The 19,432-nt window shown below is 71.8% G+C and carries 11 protein-coding genes; 8 read left to right on the plus strand and 3 right to left on the minus strand.

The genetic code is table 11. From position 1 onward, the window contains the following. Positions 1-129: 129 nt before the first annotated feature. The 3 genes from SAVERM_RS37065 to SAVERM_RS37075 form a co-directional block, all read right to left on the minus strand. A complete protein-coding gene (locus SAVERM_RS37065; RefSeq protein WP_037647069.1) occupies positions 130-1,239 on the minus strand; it encodes a mechanosensitive ion channel family protein in 1,110 nt (369 codons plus the stop codon). A gap of 391 nt (positions 1,240-1,630) precedes the next feature. Beyond that, positions 1,631-2,398, minus strand: coding sequence for a crotonase/enoyl-CoA hydratase family protein (locus SAVERM_RS37070; RefSeq protein WP_010988611.1), 768 nt, complete (start codon positions 2,396-2,398; stop codon positions 1,631-1,633). A 96-nt stretch (positions 2,399-2,494) separates the two neighbouring features. After that, positions 2,495-3,457 (minus strand): lysylphosphatidylglycerol synthase transmembrane domain-containing protein, encoded by a 963-nt coding sequence (locus tag SAVERM_RS37075; RefSeq protein ID WP_037647070.1) that lies wholly within the window; start codon positions 3,455-3,457, stop codon positions 2,495-2,497. 195 nt (positions 3,458-3,652) lie between these two features. Here SAVERM_RS37075 and SAVERM_RS37080 point away from each other — a divergent pair, with 195 nt between their 5' ends. The 8 genes from SAVERM_RS37080 to SAVERM_RS37115 all read left to right on the plus strand — a co-directional run bounded on the left by SAVERM_RS37080 (position 3,653) and on the right by SAVERM_RS37115 (position 19,389). Then, positions 3,653-5,560 (plus strand): ABC transporter ATP-binding protein, encoded by a 1,908-nt coding sequence (locus tag SAVERM_RS37080; RefSeq protein ID WP_010988613.1) that lies wholly within the window; start codon positions 3,653-3,655, stop codon positions 5,558-5,560. A 317-nt stretch (positions 5,561-5,877) separates the two neighbouring features. Continuing rightward, positions 5,878-8,103, plus strand: coding sequence for a transglycosylase domain-containing protein (locus SAVERM_RS37085; RefSeq protein WP_010988614.1), 2,226 nt, complete (start codon positions 5,878-5,880; stop codon positions 8,101-8,103). A gap of 58 nt (positions 8,104-8,161) precedes the next feature. Then, complete coding sequence (locus SAVERM_RS37090; RefSeq protein ID WP_037647071.1) at positions 8,162-9,478, plus strand: polysaccharide deacetylase family protein; 1,317 nt, start codon at positions 8,162-8,164, stop codon at positions 9,476-9,478. A gap of 163 nt (positions 9,479-9,641) precedes the next feature. Next, on the plus strand, positions 9,642-10,775 hold the full coding sequence (locus SAVERM_RS37095; protein ID WP_010988616.1) for an amidase domain-containing protein: 1,134 nt from the start codon (positions 9,642-9,644) through the stop codon (positions 10,773-10,775). Between the two features lie 157 nt (positions 10,776-10,932). Further along, entirely contained in the window at positions 10,933-12,522 is a 1,590-nt protein-coding gene (locus tag SAVERM_RS37100) for a TIGR02677 family protein (protein ID WP_042494650.1), read from the plus strand. Then, positions 12,522-13,859, plus strand: a complete 1,338-nt coding sequence (locus tag SAVERM_RS37105; protein WP_010988618.1) for a TIGR02678 family protein — start codon at positions 12,522-12,524, stop codon at positions 13,857-13,859. The genes SAVERM_RS37100 and SAVERM_RS37105 overlap by 1 nt, the downstream gene beginning before the upstream one ends. Continuing rightward, a complete protein-coding gene (locus SAVERM_RS37110) occupies positions 13,856-18,055 on the plus strand; it encodes a TIGR02680 family protein (RefSeq protein WP_010988619.1) in 4,200 nt (1,399 codons plus the stop codon). Before SAVERM_RS37105 ends, SAVERM_RS37110 begins: the two co-directional genes overlap by 4 nt. After that, positions 18,052-19,389: a TIGR02679 family protein gene (locus SAVERM_RS37115; protein ID WP_010988620.1), complete on the plus strand. Its 1,338-nt coding sequence runs from the start codon at positions 18,052-18,054 to the stop codon at positions 19,387-19,389. Before SAVERM_RS37110 ends, SAVERM_RS37115 begins: the two co-directional genes overlap by 4 nt. Positions 19,390-19,432 lie beyond the last annotated feature (43 nt).

Genomic DNA, 19,432 nt, shown 5'->3' on the forward strand with positions numbered 1-19,432 from the left:
GCGCACCCCCCGCCGATCCGTCCCTCGCGCCGCGCAGCCGGACGCGCGGGGGCCGCCCCGATGGGACCGCGCCCCGACGCGACCGCGCCCCGGGAGCCCGTCAGCGGGCTCTCGCGGTCGCCTCGCGGGTCACTGGTCGAGCAGGGCGGACGCCGGGCCGCCCTGCCCGGCCGGCAGGTCGTCGCCGGTGCGCTGATGCGGGATCGACACGGACCCCTGCTGCAACGCGACCGTCCGGGCCGGGGCCGGAATGCGGATGCCTTCCTCGCGGTAGCGCTTGTGGAGGCGCTTGATGAACTCGTGCTTGATGCGGTACTGGTCGCTGAACTCGCCGACGCCCAGGATGACCGTGAGACCGATGCGCGAGTCGCCGAACGTGTGGAAGCGGACGGCCGGTTCGTGGTCGGGCACCGCGCCGGTGATCTCCGTCATCACCTCGGCGACGACTTCGGTGGTGACCGTTTCGACGTGCTCGAGGTCGCTGTCGTAGCCGACACCCACCTGCACCAGCAGGGTCATCTGCTGTTCCGGCCGGGTGAAGTTGGTCATGTTCGTCCCCGCCAGCTGGCCGTTGGGGATGATGACCAGGTTGTTGGAGAGCTGGCGGACGGTCGTCTGACGCCAGTTGATGTCGACGACATAGCCCTCCTCGCCGCTGGTCAGCCGGATGTAGTCGCCCGGCTGGACCGTTTTGGAGGCGAGGATGTGGATGCCCGCGAAGAGGTTGGCGAGGGTGTCCTGAAGGGCGAGCGCGACGGCCAGACCGCCCACGCCCAGGGCGGTGAGCAGGGGCGCTATGGAGATGCCCAGGGTCTGGAGCATCACCAGGAAGCCCATGGCCAGCACCACGACCCGGGTGATGTTGACGAAGATCGTGGCCGATCCCGCGACTCCGGACCGGGACTGCGTGACCGCCCGCACCAGGCCGCTGATCACCCGGGCCGCCGTCAGCGTCACGACGGCGATGAGCAGCACGGTCAGCGTCTGGCTGACGTGGTGTCCGACCGACTTGGTGAGCGGCAGCGCCGTGGCCGCGGCAGCCGCGCCACCGGTGATCGCCGCCCATGGCACGACCGTGCGCAGTGCGTCCACGATGACGTCGTCCCCGCTCCAGCGGGTGCGCAGCGCGTGCTTGCCCAGCCAGCGCATCAGCATGCGCAGCAGGAAGGCCGCCACCAGGCCCGCGGCCAGGGCGATGCCGGCGACCATCAGGTCGTCCAGGGTGAGGGCGCGGTTCATCGGTCGCCTCCCGCGGGAGAGGCGGAACGGTCGCCCGGCCGGATGTGAAGTCTCGTCACTTGCCACCTGCTTGGAATCCGAGATGCACGATGACGTCCGGACGGGTGTTCGCCCGTCCGGCGCGAACGCTCATCCTGCCGCATGTTCCCGCACGTCCGTCACCACGTCGGCGCGGAGCGGCCATTGACGCCCGGCCGCGCTCCGGGGGAGACCGGCCGGCACGCGGTGAGCACCGGCGACGGGCGGCGCTGGGCCTCGATGCCGGGCCGGCAGGAGTGAGAGCGCGTGCGTCGAACCGGCCCGTCCGCAGGTCAGTTGGGACACCTGGGACCGGAGCGCCCCTCGATCCGGCCGTCGCCGTACCCGGAATTGGCCTGGATACGCCGTCGGCTCACCCCTGCTCGCCGAACGACCCGTGGCGTCCGGCGCCCGCCGCGAAGCGGGCCGCGCCCTCCACGCCCTGGGCCAGTACCCGCATGCCGTGACGGAGTTCACCGCGCATCGCCGTCGTCTCGTCCAGGCCCTCCTGGTCGAGGACGGAGGCCCGGTCGCCGCGCAGGCAGTCCTGGGGGAAGCGGCCGATGGCGGCGGCCAGCTCCTCGGCCTCCGCGCGGGCGCGGCCCGGCGGGACCAGGCGGTTGGCGAGCCCCATCTCGTACGCCTCCCGGGCCGGCACCGGGCGGCCGGTGAGGATCATGTCCATGGCCCGGCTGGTGCCGATCAGCCGGGGGAGCCGCACGGTGCCGCCGTCGATGAGCGGTACGCCCCAGCGACGGCAGAAGACCCCGAAGACGGCGTCCTCCTCGGCGACCCGCAGATCGCACCAGAGCGCCAGCTCCAGACCGCCGGCCACGGCATGCCCCGCGACCGCCGCGATCACCGGCTTCGACAGCGTCATCCGGGTCGGTCCCATCGGCCCGTCGCCGTCCTGAGCGACCCGGTTGCCGCGCTCGCCCCCGACCGCCTTGAGATCGGCGCCCGCGCAGAAGGTGCCGCCCTCGCCCCACAGCACCGCCACCCGCGCCGTCTCGTCGGCCTCGAACTCCCGGAAGGCGGCGGCGAGCTCGGCGGCGGTCGGCCCGTCCACGGCGTTCCGGGCGGCCGGGCGGGAGAGGACGACCGTGCTGACGTATCCCTGGCGTTCGATCCGGACCGACATCGGGCTGACCCCTTCGCGCGACGGGAGCGGGCTGGCCCGGCCGAGGCTACTCCCGGGTATCCGCTGTCGGTGGTCGCGGCGAGGCAAAGGCCGCTCTCAGATCACCTTCAGCCGCACCAGCGCACCCAGCGTCAGCGCCCCGGGCAGCAGAGGCAGCCAGACCGTGATGATCCGGTACGCCAGGACCACGGCCGTCGCCACGGCCGCCGGACCACCCGCCGCGACCAGGGCGACAACGAGTGCCGCCTCCACCGAGCCGATTCCGCCGGGCGTGGGCACCAGAGCGACCGCGGCCGTCGCCGCCAGATACGCGACCGCCATGTGCAGGGGCGGGACCGGCAGGCCCAACGCCTGCCCCACGGCGGCAAGGCCGGCCGCCTGGAGCGCGGGGAACGCGAGCGCGCCGCCCCACAGGGCGAGCGCGCGGGCCGGGCGGGCGTGCACCGAGCGGGCCTCGCCGAGCGCCGTCCGCAGGAAGGAGAGCACGGCCGTGCGCAGCCGTCGTACGAGCAGCAGCACCGTCACGGCGAGACCCAGCGCTCCGGCCACCGCGAGCAGAAGGGGGCCGAGCGCTCCGTCGGGCACGAGGGAGCCGAGGTGGAGGGCGTCCGGGAAGGCGATCAGCAGGACCAGCAGCAGGGCCAGGCGGGTGATCGCCTCCGCGAGCATGTACAGCGCGAGCGCGGCCGAGGAGCGTGCGAGCGGCACGCCGCACACCGTCATGAAACGGAGGTTGACGGCGCTCGCGCCCAGCCCGGTGGGCAGCAGATGGTTGGCCGCGCCCGCCGCGAACTGCGTGGCGAGCAGCCGCCGCGCGGGCAGCCGCTCGACGACCGCGCCCTGCCGGGTGACGGCGGCCGCGACCCAGGTGAGACAGGTCGCGGCGACCGCGACCGCCAGCCATGGCCACCGGGCCGTCGCCAGCTGGCCGAAGCCCTCGGTGAGCACGGACCGCTGGCGCACCGCGACCACCAGCACGAGCAGGAGCGGGACCAGGCACAGGACCTGGCGGACCGGGACGCGCCGGGGGAGCTGCTGGGGAAGTCGAACCGCTGTCACATCGGGAGAGGGTTTCCACACCGCACCAACGTGGGGTTGCGGGCACGGGGCCGGCGGCTGACACGCCGGGCACGTCATCGGGTTGCTCGTGGGGTCCTCCTCGGGTGCGCACCTCACCGGACGGACGTTCTTGTGTGGGTACCTCACCGGTCGGACGTTGACCTCAAGATTGCTTGAGGTTCTAACGTTCCTCCCATGAGTATGGAGACCACCGCCTGGACCCAGTTGCACAGCGTCATGAACGCGCAGCGGGAGACCCGCCCCTTCGCCCGTGCGACGCTGCGCCGCATCGCCGCGTTCGCCCGCCCGCACCGCCGCCGTATCGCGCAGTTCGTCGTGCTCAGCGTGGTGACCGCGCTGCTCGCCGTCGCGACACCGGTGCTCGCCGGACGCGTCGTCGACGCGATCGTGTCGGGTGGCGACGAGAGCACGGTCGTACGCCTGGCCGTCCTCATCGCGGTCATCGCGCTCGCCGAGGCCGGACTCGGACTCGTCAGCCGCCTGCTGTCGGCGACCCTCGGAGAAGGGCTCATCCTCGATCTGCGCACGGCTGTGTTCGATCATGTGCAGCGCATGCCGGTCGCGTTCTTCACACGTACTCGTACGGGCGCGCTGGTCAGTCGTCTCAACAACGACGTGATCGGCGCCCAGCGCGCGTTCAGCAACACCCTGTCCGGAGTCGTCGGCAATGTGGTGACCCTGCTGCTCACCCTCGCCGTGATGCTCACCCTGTCCTGGCCGATCACCCTGCTCGCGCTGGCGCTGCTGCCGGTCTTCGTGCTGCCCGCCCGGCGGATGGGCAGCCGGATGGCGAAGCTCCAGCGGGAGGCCGCGGACCTGAACGCGGCCATGGGGACCCGGATGACGGAGCGGTTCTCGGCGCCGGGTGCCACGCTGGTGAAGCTCTTCGGCCGGCCCGACGAGGAGTCCGCCGAGTTCGCGGCGCGGGCCCGGCGGGTGCGGGACATCGGGGTGCGTACGGCGATGGCGCAGTGGGCGTTCATCACGGCGCTGACGCTCGTTTCCGCCCTGGCCCTCGCCCTTGTCTACGGCCTCGGTGGCTGGTTCGCCCTGCGCGGCCGCCTCGAGCCGGGCGCCGTCGTCTCGCTCGCCCTCCTGCTGACCCGCCTCTACGCGCCGCTGACCTCCCTCGCGGGGGCGCGCGTCGAGGTCATGAGCGCCCTGGTGAGCTTCGAGCGCGTCTTCGAAGTGCTGGATCTGAAGCCGCTCATCGAGGAGAAGGCGGACGCGCGCGCGGTGCCGGACGGCCCGGCGTCGGTGGAGTTCGACAACGTCCGCTTCGGCTACCCGGCGGCGGACAAGGTGTCCCTCGCCTCGCTGGAGGAAGTGGCCGCCCTGGACACCCGCGGCGGCGCGGAGGTCCTGCACGGCGTCTCCTTCCGTGCCGAACCCGGGCAGACGGTGGCGCTGGTCGGCTCGTCCGGCGCCGGCAAGTCGACCATCGCCCAGCTGCTGCCGCGGCTGTACGACGCCGACGAGGGCACCGTACGCATCGGGGGCGTCGACGTACGCGACCTGAGCGCGCCGTCGCTGCGGGCCACGCTCGGGATGGTCACCCAGGACGGGCACCTGTTCCACGACTCGGTACGGGCGAACCTGCTGCTGGCGCGCCCCTCGGCCGCCGAGGACGAACTGTGGGACGTCCTGCGCCGGGCCCGCCTCGACGAGCTCGTACGCTCCCTGCCCGACGGCCTCGACACCGTGGTCGGCGAGCGCGGCTACCGGCTCTCCGGCGGCGAGCGCCAGCGCATGACCATCGCCCGTCTGCTGCTCGCCCGCCAGCGCGTGGTGATCCTCGACGAGGCGACCGCCCATCTCGACAACACCTCCGAGGCGGCCGTCCAGGAGGCGCTCGCCGAGGCGCTCGCGGGGCGCACGGCCGTGGTCATCGCGCACCGACTGTCCACGGTGCGGGCCGCGGACGTGATCCTGGTCGTCGAGGCCGGCCGGATCGTGGAGCGGGGCACGCACGAGCAACTGCTCGCGGCGGACGGGCGGTACGCGGAACTGCACCGCACACAGTTCGGGAAGCCCGTGCCGGGGGCGGCGGAGGTCGCCGAGGCGGGGGAGGCGGTGGCCTAGCAGGGAACCGCACCGTGTTCGCGGTGGCGTCACCCGGTGGCGACGCCGCGAGCAGGGTCAGGCAAACTGCTGTACGAGCCGGGAAGTTTGCCGCGGATGAGGAGAGGCCGTCCTGGCCGATTCTGTCCGATAGGTGGCCGAATCGGTCTCATGAGGCGCTGATACTTTACGAGTACCTCACAATAATCACTGATAATTTACGTGGGGCGCGAAGTACCGACTAGATCGGGCAGGGGGGCTCGCGGTCGCATCTGCGGCAGCTGCATCTATCCGCGCGCAAGTGCGAGTGCGGAGGGAGATGCAGTCATGACCAGTGCATGTCATCGCAGACTGGTGCGTTCCGGGGACGGCGCAAGCCCGGGGAGTGCGGCGTGACCGAGCCGGAGGCCGGAGCCGGTCCGCGCCGCCGTCGCGCTGCCCCGAAGCAGCCCTGGCACCGCCGTGTCCTCAGCTCCTTCACGACCTCGGCGGACGCGGAGGCGGGGGCCGCGGAGCGCCCCTCGGCCCGGCCGGCCGACGGGGCGGCCAGTGCGCACCGCCGCGGCGCCCGCCGCAAGGCGGCGGAGCCCACGGCGATCGCGCGTGTCACCGTCCGTCTCACGCCCTACGCCCGACGGCTCAAGCCGGAGTACCCGCGGCCGGGCCTCGACGGCTGGCGGCGCTGGATGCCCTCCGTGCGCCAGTGGCTGGGGATCTGCCTCGTCTCCCTGGGCCTGAGCGGCACGTTCCTGGCCGTCGCCTACGCGGCGACCGACATACCGGACAACCTGAACACGTACGCCACCCAGCAGGACAACGTCTACTTCTGGGCCGACGGGACACCCATGGCCCGCACCGGCTGGGTGCGTCGGCAGGCGATGCCGCTGAAGGACATACCCGAGGATGTGCGCTGGGCGGTCCTGGCGGCGGAGAACGCGAGCTTCTACTCCGACCCCGGCATCTCCGTCAGCGGCATCGGCCGCGCGCTGTGGCGCACCGTGGGCGAGGGGGACACGCAGGGCGGGTCCACCATCACCCAGCAGTACGTGAAGAACGTCTATCTGACCCAGAACCGCTCCGTGACCCGCAAGTTCACCGAGGCGATGATCGCCGTCAAGCTGGACCAGCGGATGAGCAAGGACCAGATTCTGGAGGGCTACCTCAACACCAGCTGGTTCGGCCGCGGCACCTACGGCATCCAGCGCGCCTCGCAGGCCTACTACGGCAAGGACGTCGGGGAACTCAACGCCAGCGAGGCCGCCCTCCTCGCCTCCCTGCTCAAGGGAGCCGGCCTCTACGACCCCACCCTGAGCCAGGCCAACCACCAGCGGGCCGTGGAGCGGTGGAAGTGGATCCTCGACCGCATGGTGGAGCTCGGCAAGCTGTCGCCCACCGAGCGGGCCAAGTACACGCACTTCCCCGAGCCGACCAAGCAGGCGCAGACGTACGACACCGGCAACCAGAGCGACTACCTGGTGGAGCTGGCGGCCCAGTACGCCAAGAAGGCCGGACACATCTCGGACAAGCAGTTCGACCTCGGTGGCTACCAGATCTACACCACCTTCGACAAGAAGCGGGAGGAGGCGCTCACCGCCGCCGTGAAGAAGGCCCGCAAGAAGGCGCAGAAGGACGACAAGGGCAAGGCCGAAACCGCCCACTACGGGGGCTCTTCGGTGGCTGCCGACGGCCGGATCCTCGCCGTCTACGGCGGACCCGATCACCGCAAACAGGGCTTCAACGAGTCCAACGCCTCCACCGTCCCGGCCGGTTCGGCGTTCCTGCCGTTCGTCTACGCCGCCGCGCTGGAGCACGGCGTGCACAAGGACCGCGGATCCACGACGACTCCCGTCACCCCGGATTCCGTATACAACGGTGACGACGGCGTCCCCGTCACCACGCCCGAGGGTCCCTACTGGGACCGCAGCGGCAAGAAGGTCGCCGCCCACAACGACGGCGGCACGTCCTGGGGGCAGATCACGCTGCGCAAGGCGCTCGCCGAGTCCGTGAACACCCCCTTCATGCAACTGGGCATGGACGCCGGCCTGGCCACGGTCCGCGAGACCGCCGAGGCGACGGGCATGCTGTCGTCCAGCATGGGGCCGCAGGTGCCCACCCTGTCCCTGGGCACCTCGACGCCCAGCGCGATCCGGATGGCCAGTTCCTACGCCACCTTCGCGGCCGGCGGCACCCACACCGCGCCCTACTCGGTGCGCCGCGTCACCCGCAACGGCTCCAAGGTCGACCTCGACACCCCGCGCCCCCGTCGCGCGGTCGGCGCCGATGTCGCCCGTCAGGTCACCGACGCGCTCACGGACTCCTTCCGCACCCAACACCCCACCGCGGCACCCGCGTCGGCGCAGGTCGCCGGGAAGGCCGGCACGACGGACAAGGACACCGCCGCCTGGTACGTCGGCACGAACCGCTCGGTCTCCACCGCGGTGGTCGTCTACCGGATGGACCTGACCAAGAGCCTCGAACCCCTGCCACTGAAGGGGATCGCCGGTACTCCCGCAACCGGCGTCCCCTACGACATCTGGTCGAGTGCCATGAGTCCCCTCGGCTGACGCCGGGGGCCGGGCACAGCGCTCCGTTCTCCCTCCCTCCTCGAAGAATGCGCCTTCCATGACATCGAATGCCGGACGTCGACGCCGCCGCCGTGCCCCTCTGGCCGACCGTCGAGCGGCGCTGACCAGCCGTACCGGGATCGTCACCATGGCGGTCCTGCTCGTCGTCGCCTGCATCGCCGCGACCTTCCTGGCGTTGAACGGCACGGACGACACGAAGCCGACCGCGTCGTCCACCGACGGCGGACGCTCCGGCGACGACACCGACAAGTCGACGAGCGAGCCCAAGTGGGACGGCAAGACGAAGGTGCTCGGCGACGGTTCCACGTCGTACACCGGGCCGCAGAAGGGACAGCTCAAGCCGGAGCGGCTCAAGCCCGGTGAGAAGCCGCCCCAGTTCGTGGTCTTCTCCTGGGACGGCGCTCTGCAGGGCGACGACCAGCTCTTCTCGCACTACCGGGAGTTGGCCAAGGAGTACAACGCCCATATGACGTTCTTCCTGACGGGCATCTATGTGCTGCCCAAGGCCAAGAAGACGCTCTACGAACCGCCGATGCACTCGCCGGGCTCCTCCGCGATCAGCTACCCCACCGACGAGCACATCCGCACCACGCTGACGGAGCTCGGCAAGGCGTGGAAGGACGGCAACGAGATCGGAACCCACTTCAACGGCCACTTCTGCGACGCCAAGGGCGGCAAGGACTGGAGCGTGGCGGACTGGGAGAGCGAGATCAAGCAGTTCTTCTCGTTCGTCGAGAAGTGGAAGACCAACACCGGCTACACCGATCTGCCGGCCCTCCCGTTCGATGCCAAGCGCGAGATCAGCGGGGGGCGCGCACCCTGCCTGGAGGGCCAGAAGAACCTGCTCAAGGCCATGCGGGCGACGGCCAAGGACTACAACTGGCGCTACGACGCCAGCTCCGCGGGCGACTTCCAGATATGGCCCGCCAAGAAGAACGGCATCTGGGACTTCCCGCTGCAGATGCTCCCCTACGAGGGCGGCAAGTACCAGGGACTGTCCATGGACTTCAACTTCCTCTACAACCAGTCCGACGGCGAGACTGAGGGCGATCCGGTCCAGTACCCGCAGTGGCAGGCGGAGACCGTGCAGTCCTACATGGCCGGCTTCAACCGCGTGTACTACGGCAGCCGCGCACCCCTGTTCATCGGCAACCACTTCGAGAACTGGAACGGCGGCATCTACATGGAGGCCGTCGACCAGGTCATCAAGAACGTGTGCACCAAGAAGGGCGTCCGCTGCGTGTCCTTCCGTGAGCTGGCCGACTGGATGGACGCGCAGACCCCCGAGGTGCGGGCACAGCTGCGCACCCTGGACCCGGCCCAGTCGCCCGACTGGTCGGAGGTCGTCAAGTAGCAACCGGCCTGCCCGGCAGGCGAGTTCCCGCTGCCGGACGATGCGGCGGATCAACCGGAATCAACCTCTCCACGCGGTCTCCATCATTGCGGAGATCGTGCGAAGATTCCGTCCCCGGCATCGAAGCCGGGGTAGAGGGGAAAACTCAGTGAGATCAAGGATATTGAGCCGCAGACGCGCCACCGTCCTCGCGGTCGCCGTCTCGGCGGCGCTGCTGCCCGTCTCGGCCGCCGGTGCGGCCACCGGCTCGGCAGCCACTTCCGGCACGGCCGACCGGGCGACGACCGACGCCTTCGGCCGCATCGCCGACGCGGTGCTCACCGACCGCACCGCGGCGCTGCTCGACCGGCAGCAGCTGAAGTCCACGGCCGCGAAGATCAAAGGCGGTGTGCGACTGTCCTCGGCGCTGACGAAGACCGAGGGGACGGCACTGTCCGCGCTGCGCGGCCGGCAGTCCCGGCTCGCGGCCCTGGGGGAGGCGTACACCGCCGCCGACACCCGGGTCGGCGTCGACAAGACCCGCATCAAGGGCTCACGCGCCACGGTCGAGGTCACCGAGACCACGGTCCTGACCTACAAGAAGATCCGTGGCGACGAGCCGCGCACGACCGGCTTCAAGGCCCACCACGAACTGACCTTCGTCGCGCAGGCGGACGGCACGTGGAAGCTGTCGGGCCTGCGCTCCACGGACAAGGGCCCGCGCGCCGTCAACGAGCCCGTCACGACGGCGCCGGCGAAGGTGCGCCCGTCGGCCGTCATCGACGCCCCGCGGGCGGCCACCACCTACCCGGCGCCGGCCAACCCGAAGCAGACCACCGGTACCGGCTACGACTACACGGCGATGGCCGCCTACGCCGAGAAGTACTGGAAGAACTACAACACGGCCTACCGGAAGTTCAACGGGGTCGGCGGTGACTGCACCAACTTCGTGAGCCAGAGCCTGCTGGCGGGCAAGTGGCAGCCGATCAGCACCGTGACCCCGGAGGAGTACGACACCTGGTACTACGTCGCCAACGGCCAGTCCGACTCCTGGGCGGGCGTGAACGAGTGGTCCTGGTTCACCCAGACCGCCAAGCGCACCACACCGCTGGCGAACGTCTACCAGCTGGACGTCGGTGACGTCCTGCAGATGGACTTCGACAAGGACGGGTCCAAGGACCACACCATGATCACGTCCTACCGCGGCTCCAACGGCGTCCCGTACCTGACGTACCACGACGCCGACACCTACCGCCGGTCGCTGTCGAGCCTCATCGCGTCCTACCCGACCGCGGCGTTCTACGGGTACCGCACCTGAGCACAGGAGCCTCGCCGCACCATGGGCCGCCGTGGTGCGGCGAGGCTCTCGGTGCGCTGGCCGGCCCTGCCTGCGCGCCATGGGCTCCAGCCGCCTGAGCGGCTGGTTTTGCTCGACTTCCTCCTGAGTGTCAGCGGTGGTCCGTACGCTCGGTGGCATGGAGGGGAACGAAGGGAAGCCGGTACGCGGTGCGGAAGCCGATGCCGAGGCCTGGCAGCGGCTGAGTGCGTACTCCTACCTCAGCGCGCCCGAGCGCCTGGAGTACGTCGCGGTGATGCGGGTGTTCTGCGGCACGCTGCTCGCGGACCTGTCCGTACCCGACCTCCTCGCGAAGCTGGCCGAGAAGGGCGGGCCGGGAGCAGCGCTGGACGCGGAGACGCTCACCCGCAGGCTCGAAGAGCTCGTGCGCTGGGGCAATCTGCTGCGTAGCACGCACACGGTCAGGGCGACGAGCATCGCCGAATATCAGCGCTCGCGGTCCCGCTACCAGCTGTCGAAGCTGGGGGAGCGCGTACAGCGCGACGCGGACGAGGTACTGGCCGGGGCCGACGCGGCACGCGAGGTGAGCAGCGAGCTGCTGGCCCTCGTCGACCGCGGCCTGCGGGAGATCGCCGCCATGGCCGCGGCACCGGGCGGTGCCGATCCGCAGCAGGCCCTGGAGCGGATCAGCACGCTCTTCGTGCAGTTCGCCGAATTCGCCGAGTCCGTCCGGGACTTCTACGCCTACCTGGGCCAGGTGCTGGCGCGCTACGACCTCGACTCGGCCGAGTACCAGGGGTTCAAGGAACTGCTGCTCGACTACGTGGAGGCCATCACCGAGGACGTCTCCTTCCGGGCCCCGCGCATCGCGGCCCACCTGGACGCCGTCCGGCCGCACCTGCCCGCGCTGCTCGACCGTGTCGACGCACATGCGGCGGGCATCGGAGCGCTCGCCCACGGGCTGACCGAGACGCGGGTGCAGCGCAGCCGCGGGCGGGACCTCGCGGACTGGGAGGGTCTGCGCGACTGGTTCACCGACACCGGAGGGCACGGAAGCCAGGTCGACCAGCTCAGGGACGCCACCCTCCGCGCACTGGAGTCGCTGCTCGCCAACGCCAAGCGGATGCTGCGTTCGGCCTCCGGTGAGATGTCCCGCCGCAAGGACCTGCTGCGGCTCGCGGCCTGGTTCGACGCCGCGGAGCCGGAAGAGGCCCACGACCTGGCGGTCGCCGCCTTCGGGCTGTACGGCGCGCGTCATCTCGGTGTGGCGCCGGACCCCGACCGGTCCGTGCCGGCGTACGTGAGTTGGTGGACCGGACCCGTGGTGGACGTGCCGGTGGCGCTGCGCGAGCGCGGCAGCAGGGCTCCGCGCGGGCGTGCCGCGGCGGCCGAGGACCATTCCGAGCAGAAACGCCGCCTCATGGAGCGGGCGCGGCAGCAGGCCGAGGCCCGACAGGCCGCGGCCGACGAACTGCGCAGCGCCTCGGGCAGGTTCGAGCAGGTGCGCCTCAGCGCCCCGGCCATGCGACTGCTGCTGGAGCTCCTCACGACCGCACTCGGCAACGCCCAGCTGCACAAGGACGCCCACGACTTCCTGCTCGACGGCGCGCAGGCGCACGACGCGGACCTCGACATCCGGCTGACCGCCTGGCGCACGCCCGGCAGGTCCACGGTCCTGCGGTCCGTGGACGGCGACCTGACGGCGGACGATCTCACCGTGGCCGTCGAGAGCGCGTCCGCGCCCGCGGTGGGGGAGGCGAGCGCCTGATGCCCCTGCCCTCCGCGCACGACGTCGCACTCGCGGCCGAACGCCACACCGCCGCCCGGCTCCTGCTGGCCCAACCCCTGGTCACCGGCGCCGGACCGCACAGCGACGCCTTCCCGCTGATCCGACGGCACGCGGACTGGCTGGCCCAGCGCTTCCAACAGGTGTTCGGATACCGCCTGCTGGTGGAGGCCTCGTACGCCCGTCTCTTCAAGGCGGGCCTCGGCCCCGGCTCGGGCCACCGCCTGGAACGACCGTCGACCGGAACGCCGTTCAGCCCGCGGACGTACGCGTACCTGTCCCTCGCGCTGGCGGTCCTCGTCACCGCCCCGGAGCAGCTCCTGCTCTCCCGGCTGGTCGCCGACCTGCGGGCCGCGGCCGTCGACGCCGGCATCGAGATCGCCGACACCGGGCGGCAGGGCGAGCGACGGACCCTCGCGGCCGCGCTGCGGCAACTCGTCGACTGGGGGGTCCTGGTGGAGACCGAGGGACATGTCGCGGCCGTCGCGGAGGAACGGGCCGGGGAGGCTCTGCTGACCGTGGACCGCGAGATCGCGCGAGCCGTCGTCGCCGGCCCGCTCGCCCAGAGCCGCGACGGCGCGGACCTCGTACGCCGGGCCGCCGACCCAGGCTTCGGCGGGCCCCGTACGTACGTCCGCTGGCGTCTCGTCGAAACCCCCGTCGTCCACCTCGACGACCTCACGGACGCGGAGCGAGAATGGCTGCGTACCCGGCAGCGGCGCGAGGCGCAGGCATTCTCCGAACTGCTCGGTCTGGAAGCCGAGATCCGCGCTGAGGGCATCGCCCTGGTCGACACCGAGGACGAACTCACCGACCTGCACCTGCCAGGAACCGGGACGGTGGCTCAAGCCGCGCTGCTCCTTGTGGAGCGGCTGGTCGACCGGCTGCGTCCCGAAGACCCGGGCCATCCGGCAGTCGGCGGACGGCTGGTCATCGGCGTACCCGTCCCGGACGGGCTGCTGCCCGCCCTGCTCGACGAACTGATCGAGGAGTACGGCAGGCGCAGCAACTGGCAGCGCGGTCACCTGGAGGACCGGGACGGATTCCTCGCGGCCGTACTCGACCTCCTCGTCCGGATGCGTCTGATGGCTCCCGCCGGGCCCGTACGCGCGGAAGGTCACGGCCTGCCCGAGGGGTACGGGGAGACGGTGGCCGACGACCGCTCCGTCACCGATGTCTCTCAGGCGCGCGGCCAGGGCCGTACGGACGGGGTCTGGATCCTGCTCGCCGCAGCCGCCCGGTACGCCACCACCGTGGCGGTCAAACCCCGCACCGACCAGCCCCCAGCGGACGACGTCTCCAAGGAGTCGCCCCGATGAACCGCCCGCCGAACCCGCACCGCTACCGACTGCACCGCGCGGGCATCCGGAACGTCTGGCAGTACGACGAGCAGGAGTTCGCCTTCGGTGAGGGGCGCCTGCTGCTTCGCGGCAAGAACGGCGCCGGCAAGTCCAAGGCCCTGGAGATGCTGCTGCCCTACCTCCTCGACGGTGACGCCCGTGCGTTGGACGCCACGGGAACGGGGCGCACCACCCTGGCCTGGCTGATGCTCGACGGCTTCGAGCAGACCAACCGACTGGGCTATCTGTGGCTGGAGTTCGTACGGACGGACGACGAGGAGAACGACCACCATCTGACCATCGGCGCGGCCGTCCGCGCGTCCCGGTCGACCAAGACGGCGAAGCCGATCTTCTTCACCACGCGGCTGCGGGTCGGTAAGGACGTAGACCTCGCCCCCGCCGGTCGGCCACTTCCCGTCGACCAGCTCAAGTCGCTCGTCGGCCCGGAGAACGTCACCGACCGTGCCGTCGAGCACCGGGCCAGGGTTGCCCGTGAACTGTTCGGCCTCACCGACTCGGCGCGCTACCGCAACCTGCTCCATCTGCTGCACCGGCTGCGCCGTCCCACCATCGGTGACCGCATTGACTCCGGCGGGCTGGTCTCGGTCCTCGCCGAGACCCTGCCCGCCCTCGACGACGAGGTCGTGGAGCAGGTGGCCCGCAGCCTGGACGACCTCGACTCCGTCAGGGCCTACCTCGGACGCCTCGAACGCACCGACCGAGCTCTGCGGACCTTCCTCGCCGACTACCGCGGCTATCTGCACGGGACGCTGCGCCGCCGCACGGGCCGGGCGAACGGAGCGCTGGAGCAGCTGATGGAGTACCGCACGTTCGCGGGTGACGCGACGCGCAACGCGGAAGGGCTCCGCGAGCGCGAGCGGGAACTCGATGCCCGCACCGAGGCGCTCGAAGGTGAGGCGAGTGCAGCCGAGACGGACCTGGCCGCGCTGCACGCCGGCGCCGGGTACCGCGGTGTGAAGGAACTGGCGGAGAAGCGCGCCACCGTCACCGCCCTGCACAGCGCCGCTGCCGCCGCCTTCAAGGCCGTCCGCCAGGCGCACAGCAATCAGGAGGAGGCCGGGCGGCGGCTCACCGACGAGTCGGGGCGGTTCGGTGAAGAGCTGGTCGAACTGAGCACGCTACAGGGCGAGTTGGTGCGGGAGGCCGAACGGTCCGGGGTCGACCCCGTGCACCTGGGGGAGCCCGTGGGGACCCCCGCCGCGCCGGTCGCGCCGGCCAGGACGGCCGAACTGACCGCGCCGGAAGGTGACTTCCACCTGGTACGGCACAGCGAGGTGCTGGCGGTCGACATCGAGACCTGTGCGACCGCGCTGTATGCCTGGGACGCCCGGCTCGACGCCGCACAGCCGGTGATCAGGAACCGCTCCCGGTTCGTCACCGAACTGCGCGCCCTCATGGGGCGGTCGGACGAGGCCCAGCGGGAGGCGCAGGCGGCCGACGCCGCCCGGGAGCGTCTGGAGGAACAGGCCGACCACGCGCGCTCCGGCGCCGAGCAGCGTCGGCAGGAAACCGTGCACGAGGGAGAGGCGTACGCGGCGGCGGCCCGAGCGTGGACCGAGCAGCTGCGGAGCCTCACCGGGGTGCCTGTGGACACCGCCGTGTCCGCTCTGGCCGGGCATGATCCGGCCGACGGTCCGCTGTCCGCTCATGCCCCCGACGAGGTGGCCGACGCGGCCCGGTCGGCCGTCGACCCGTGGCTGGCGGAACTGGGCGAGGAACGCGACACCCTCACCCTGGCCGCCCGTGAACTGCAGACCGAACGGGACCGTCTGCGGCACCGGCGCGAGGAATGGGAACGCCGCACCGACCCCGAGCCCCCGCCCCCGTCCCACCGCGCGGCTCCTCGCGCACCCGGCACGGGAGCGCCCCTGTACCGGCTGGTGGATTTCGCCCATGACCTGGAGCCGGACGCGCGGGCAGGGCTGGAAGCGGCACTGGAGGCGAGCGGCCTGCTCGACGCCTGGGTGCGCGCCGACGGCACGGTCCTGGACCCGGCCACGCGGGACACCCTCCTGGTCCCGGCAGCACCCGTGCCGGGGGAGACGCTCGCCCGGGTCCTGCGGCCGGTCGACGCGCCGGACAGCGGAGTGACGGCGGAGCAGGTCGAGCGCGTGTTGCGGGCGGTGGCCCTGGCCAGGGGCGGGATCGGCGCCGGCGAGGCCGACACGGCGGGCGCGGCGCACACCGCGATCGGCGTCGACGGCTCCTGGCGGCTCGGCGTGGCCCGCGGCCGCCACGCCAAGCAGGTCGCCGAGTACGTGGGCGCGGAGGTGCGGGCGGAGACCCGCCGCCGGGCGCTGGCGGAACTCGACCTCCGGCTGACCCGTGTACAGGATGAGCTGGCGGAACGTCAGCGTAGTCTGCGCATGCTCACCCAGCACCGCGACCAGGTCGGGGACCTCCTGCGCCGACCGCCCTCAGCGCGTGGGCTGACGGACGCGTGGGCCCGTACCGCCGAGGCCGAGCGGACCGCCGAATCTTTCGCCGGGCAGGCGGCCACGGCAGCCCGCGAGGCGGAGCAGGCACGGGCCGGCGCGGTCGTCGCCCGGCGTGAGGCCGAGGCGACGGCGAGCGCCCAGGACCTCCCGGCGGACCCGGCCGCACTCGAAACGGTCCGCCTGGCCCTGGACCGCCTCGGGCAGGGGGCGCAGCGACTGCGGCGCCGGGTGCGCGCGGTCCTGTCCGCGGCCGACGGCCATCGCGGCAGCCGGACGGACTACGGGCGTGCCGAGTCGGCCCGCCGGGAGGCCGAGTCGGACTACGCCGAGCCGCTCGGCCGCCTGGAGGCCGCCCGCCGTACCGTCCGTGCTCTGGAAGAGGCCATCGGCGCCACGGAACAGGAGATCCTCGACCGCGAGGCGGAGACGATGCGCCGCCTGGACGCCGTGGGACGCCAACTCCCGCGCATCCGAAGGGACCTGGCCGACGTGCATGACCTGCGCGTTCGGGCGGAAGAGGAGGAGAGGGCACGGCGCGAGGCACTCGCCGACCAGGAGGCCGAGGCGTTGGCCTGCGGCAGGGGACTGCGTAAGGCCCTTGCGCTGCCGGGTGTGCTGAGAGGAGCGGGTCTCGACACCGACGGGGACGAGGTCGCGCTGAAGTCCCCGGACCCCCTGCATCTCGACGTGCGGGAGCGTATCGCGGCGCTGCGTCTGCTGGTCGACGCCGTGCGCCGCGGCCTGGACGCCGAACGCCACGACATCTCGGACACCACCCTCCTCAACCGCCACACCGACCTGCGCGACCAGCTCTCCGGAGGCTACGACGCGACGATCGAGGAACATGACGGCATCAAGCTGTGCCGGCTCGTCGACGACCACGGCCTCCACGACATCGCCGTGGTCGGCGAGCGCATCGCGGCCGAGGCCGCCGAGGCACGTGACCGTCTGACAGAGCGCGAACGCGAGGTCTTTCAGCGTTTCCTGGCGGGCGAGTTGGGCGACCACCTGTCCTCGCAGGTACTGGCCGCGGGCGCCCTGGTCGCCGCCCTCAACACCACCCTCGCCACGGTCCGTACCTCACACGGTCTGGGCGTCGCCCTCGACTGGAAGCTGGCCGACGGTGTGGAGGCGGACGTCAAGGCGGCCGTCGACCTCCTGCGCAGCCCCTCCGGGCTGCGCACCCGCGAACAGTCCGAGCAACTCCGCGACGTCCTCCAGCGCCGCATCGAGGACGCCCGCCGCGCCGACCCGGCCGCCGGATACGCGGCTCACCTGCGTACCGCCCTGGACTACCGTGACTGGTTCGCCTTCACCCCCTGGGTGGTGAACGACGCGGCACCGGGCAGCCGCCGTAGACTCTCCGGCCGCACGGGCCTGAGCCAGGGCGAACAGCGTGTCCTCTCCTACCTGGTCCTCTTCGCCGCGGCGGCGGCGCACTTCACCAGCCTCGCCGACGCCGCCCCGCACGCGCCCCGCCTCATCCTCCTCGACGACGCCTTCGCCAAGGTCGACGAGCCCACGCATGCCCGCCTCGGCCGCATCCTGGTCGACCTGGACCTCGACTTCGTCCTCACCAGCGAACGACTGATCGGCAACTGGCCCGACGTACCGTCCCTCCACATCTACGAGTGCCTGCGCGACCCGCATGTGCGGGGCGTGGCCACACTCCATTACACGTGGAACGGGCGGCAGCGGAGGCTGATGTCGGTATGACAGGACCCGAGCGAGCCGACGTACGTCCCCCGGACGCCGACGCCCTCGCGTTTCTCACCCGGCCGGGCCTCGCCCGCCTCTGGACGGCCGTACGCACCCGGCTCGAACGCAACGGCCTTCGGCCGGCCGGAGCCATCAGACTGGACCAGCTGGACGCACGGGAACGTGAGGCCCTGTCCCTCCTGCTGGCCAGACCCGTCACCGGCCTCACCGTCACGATGCGCCTGACGGACCTGGACACCCGCTTGCGCGCCAGCGCGGTCGGACGGGGCCTGGTGGCCATGCTGGAAGAACTGGGACCACCCCTGACGGACCGTCGGGCGGTCCGCGACGCGGCGGCGGCCGAACGCGCACATGTGTGGTCGACGGCTCGGTCCGAGCTGGAAGCCACGTTGCTGTCCGCCCAGCCCTGGGCGGCACAGTGGTTGGAGGAGATCCGACGCGGCGGCACACTCGCCCGCCAGGACTCGCACACCGCGATCACGGTCATCACCCAGGCGATCCAGACCCTGGGGGCGCTCTTCCCCGGCACGAACCAACCCCCCACCCCCGCCACCTGGGGCCGCGGCGAACTGGCCACCCGCACCACCGGTTCGGCCCACGGCCTGGACGACGGCACACTGCTGTCCCGGCTGGTCCTCCGCGGCATCGCGCTGGCACGCGGCGTCGAGTCCCCCGCCGACGCGCCGGCCCGCCGGGCCCTGTGGCGCATGGCCTCGGTCACCCCCGACGAGGTCTCCAGCACGGTGCTCACCTACGGCCTGCGCCCCACCGGCGGCACCTGGCGCGAGCGGGCCCTGCGCGAGCGCGCCGACCACCACATGGAAACCCACCTGACCCTGCGCGAACTCCGCGCTCTGCGCCTGGAGGTGCCACCGCGCACCCGCGTCCACGTCTGCGAGAACCCCCGCGTGGTCGAGGCCGCGGCCGACACCGGCGGCGGTACGGAGCCCCTGATCTGCACCTCGGGGAGCGCGACGACCGTCGTCCTCACCCTCCTGGACGCGCTGGCGGCGGCCGGCTGCACGTTCGCCTACCACGGCGACTTCGACTGGCCCGGCATCGCGCTGGCCAACCGGATCAGGCACCGGTACGCAGCCGAGCCCTGGCGTATGCGGGCGGCCGACTACGAGTACCTCGCCACACGAGCTCAGTTGCACGGCACTCCGCAGATCCCCCTCACCGGCACACCGACGGACGCCGAGTGGGACCCGGAACTGACCCCGACCATGGCCGCCCTGGGCATCGCCTTGCACGAGGAGGCGGCGCTCGATCTGCTTCTGGAGGACCTCGGTACCTCCGTCGGAACCCACCCGTCCGGCGATTCCCCATGATGACGTCGTTCGGCCCACCTGCCGCGAGCGGCACGCGCCGAGG

The organism is Streptomyces avermitilis MA-4680 = NBRC 14893, from assembly GCF_000009765.2.
Lineage (GTDB): Bacteria > Actinomycetota > Actinomycetes > Streptomycetales > Streptomycetaceae > Streptomyces > Streptomyces avermitilis.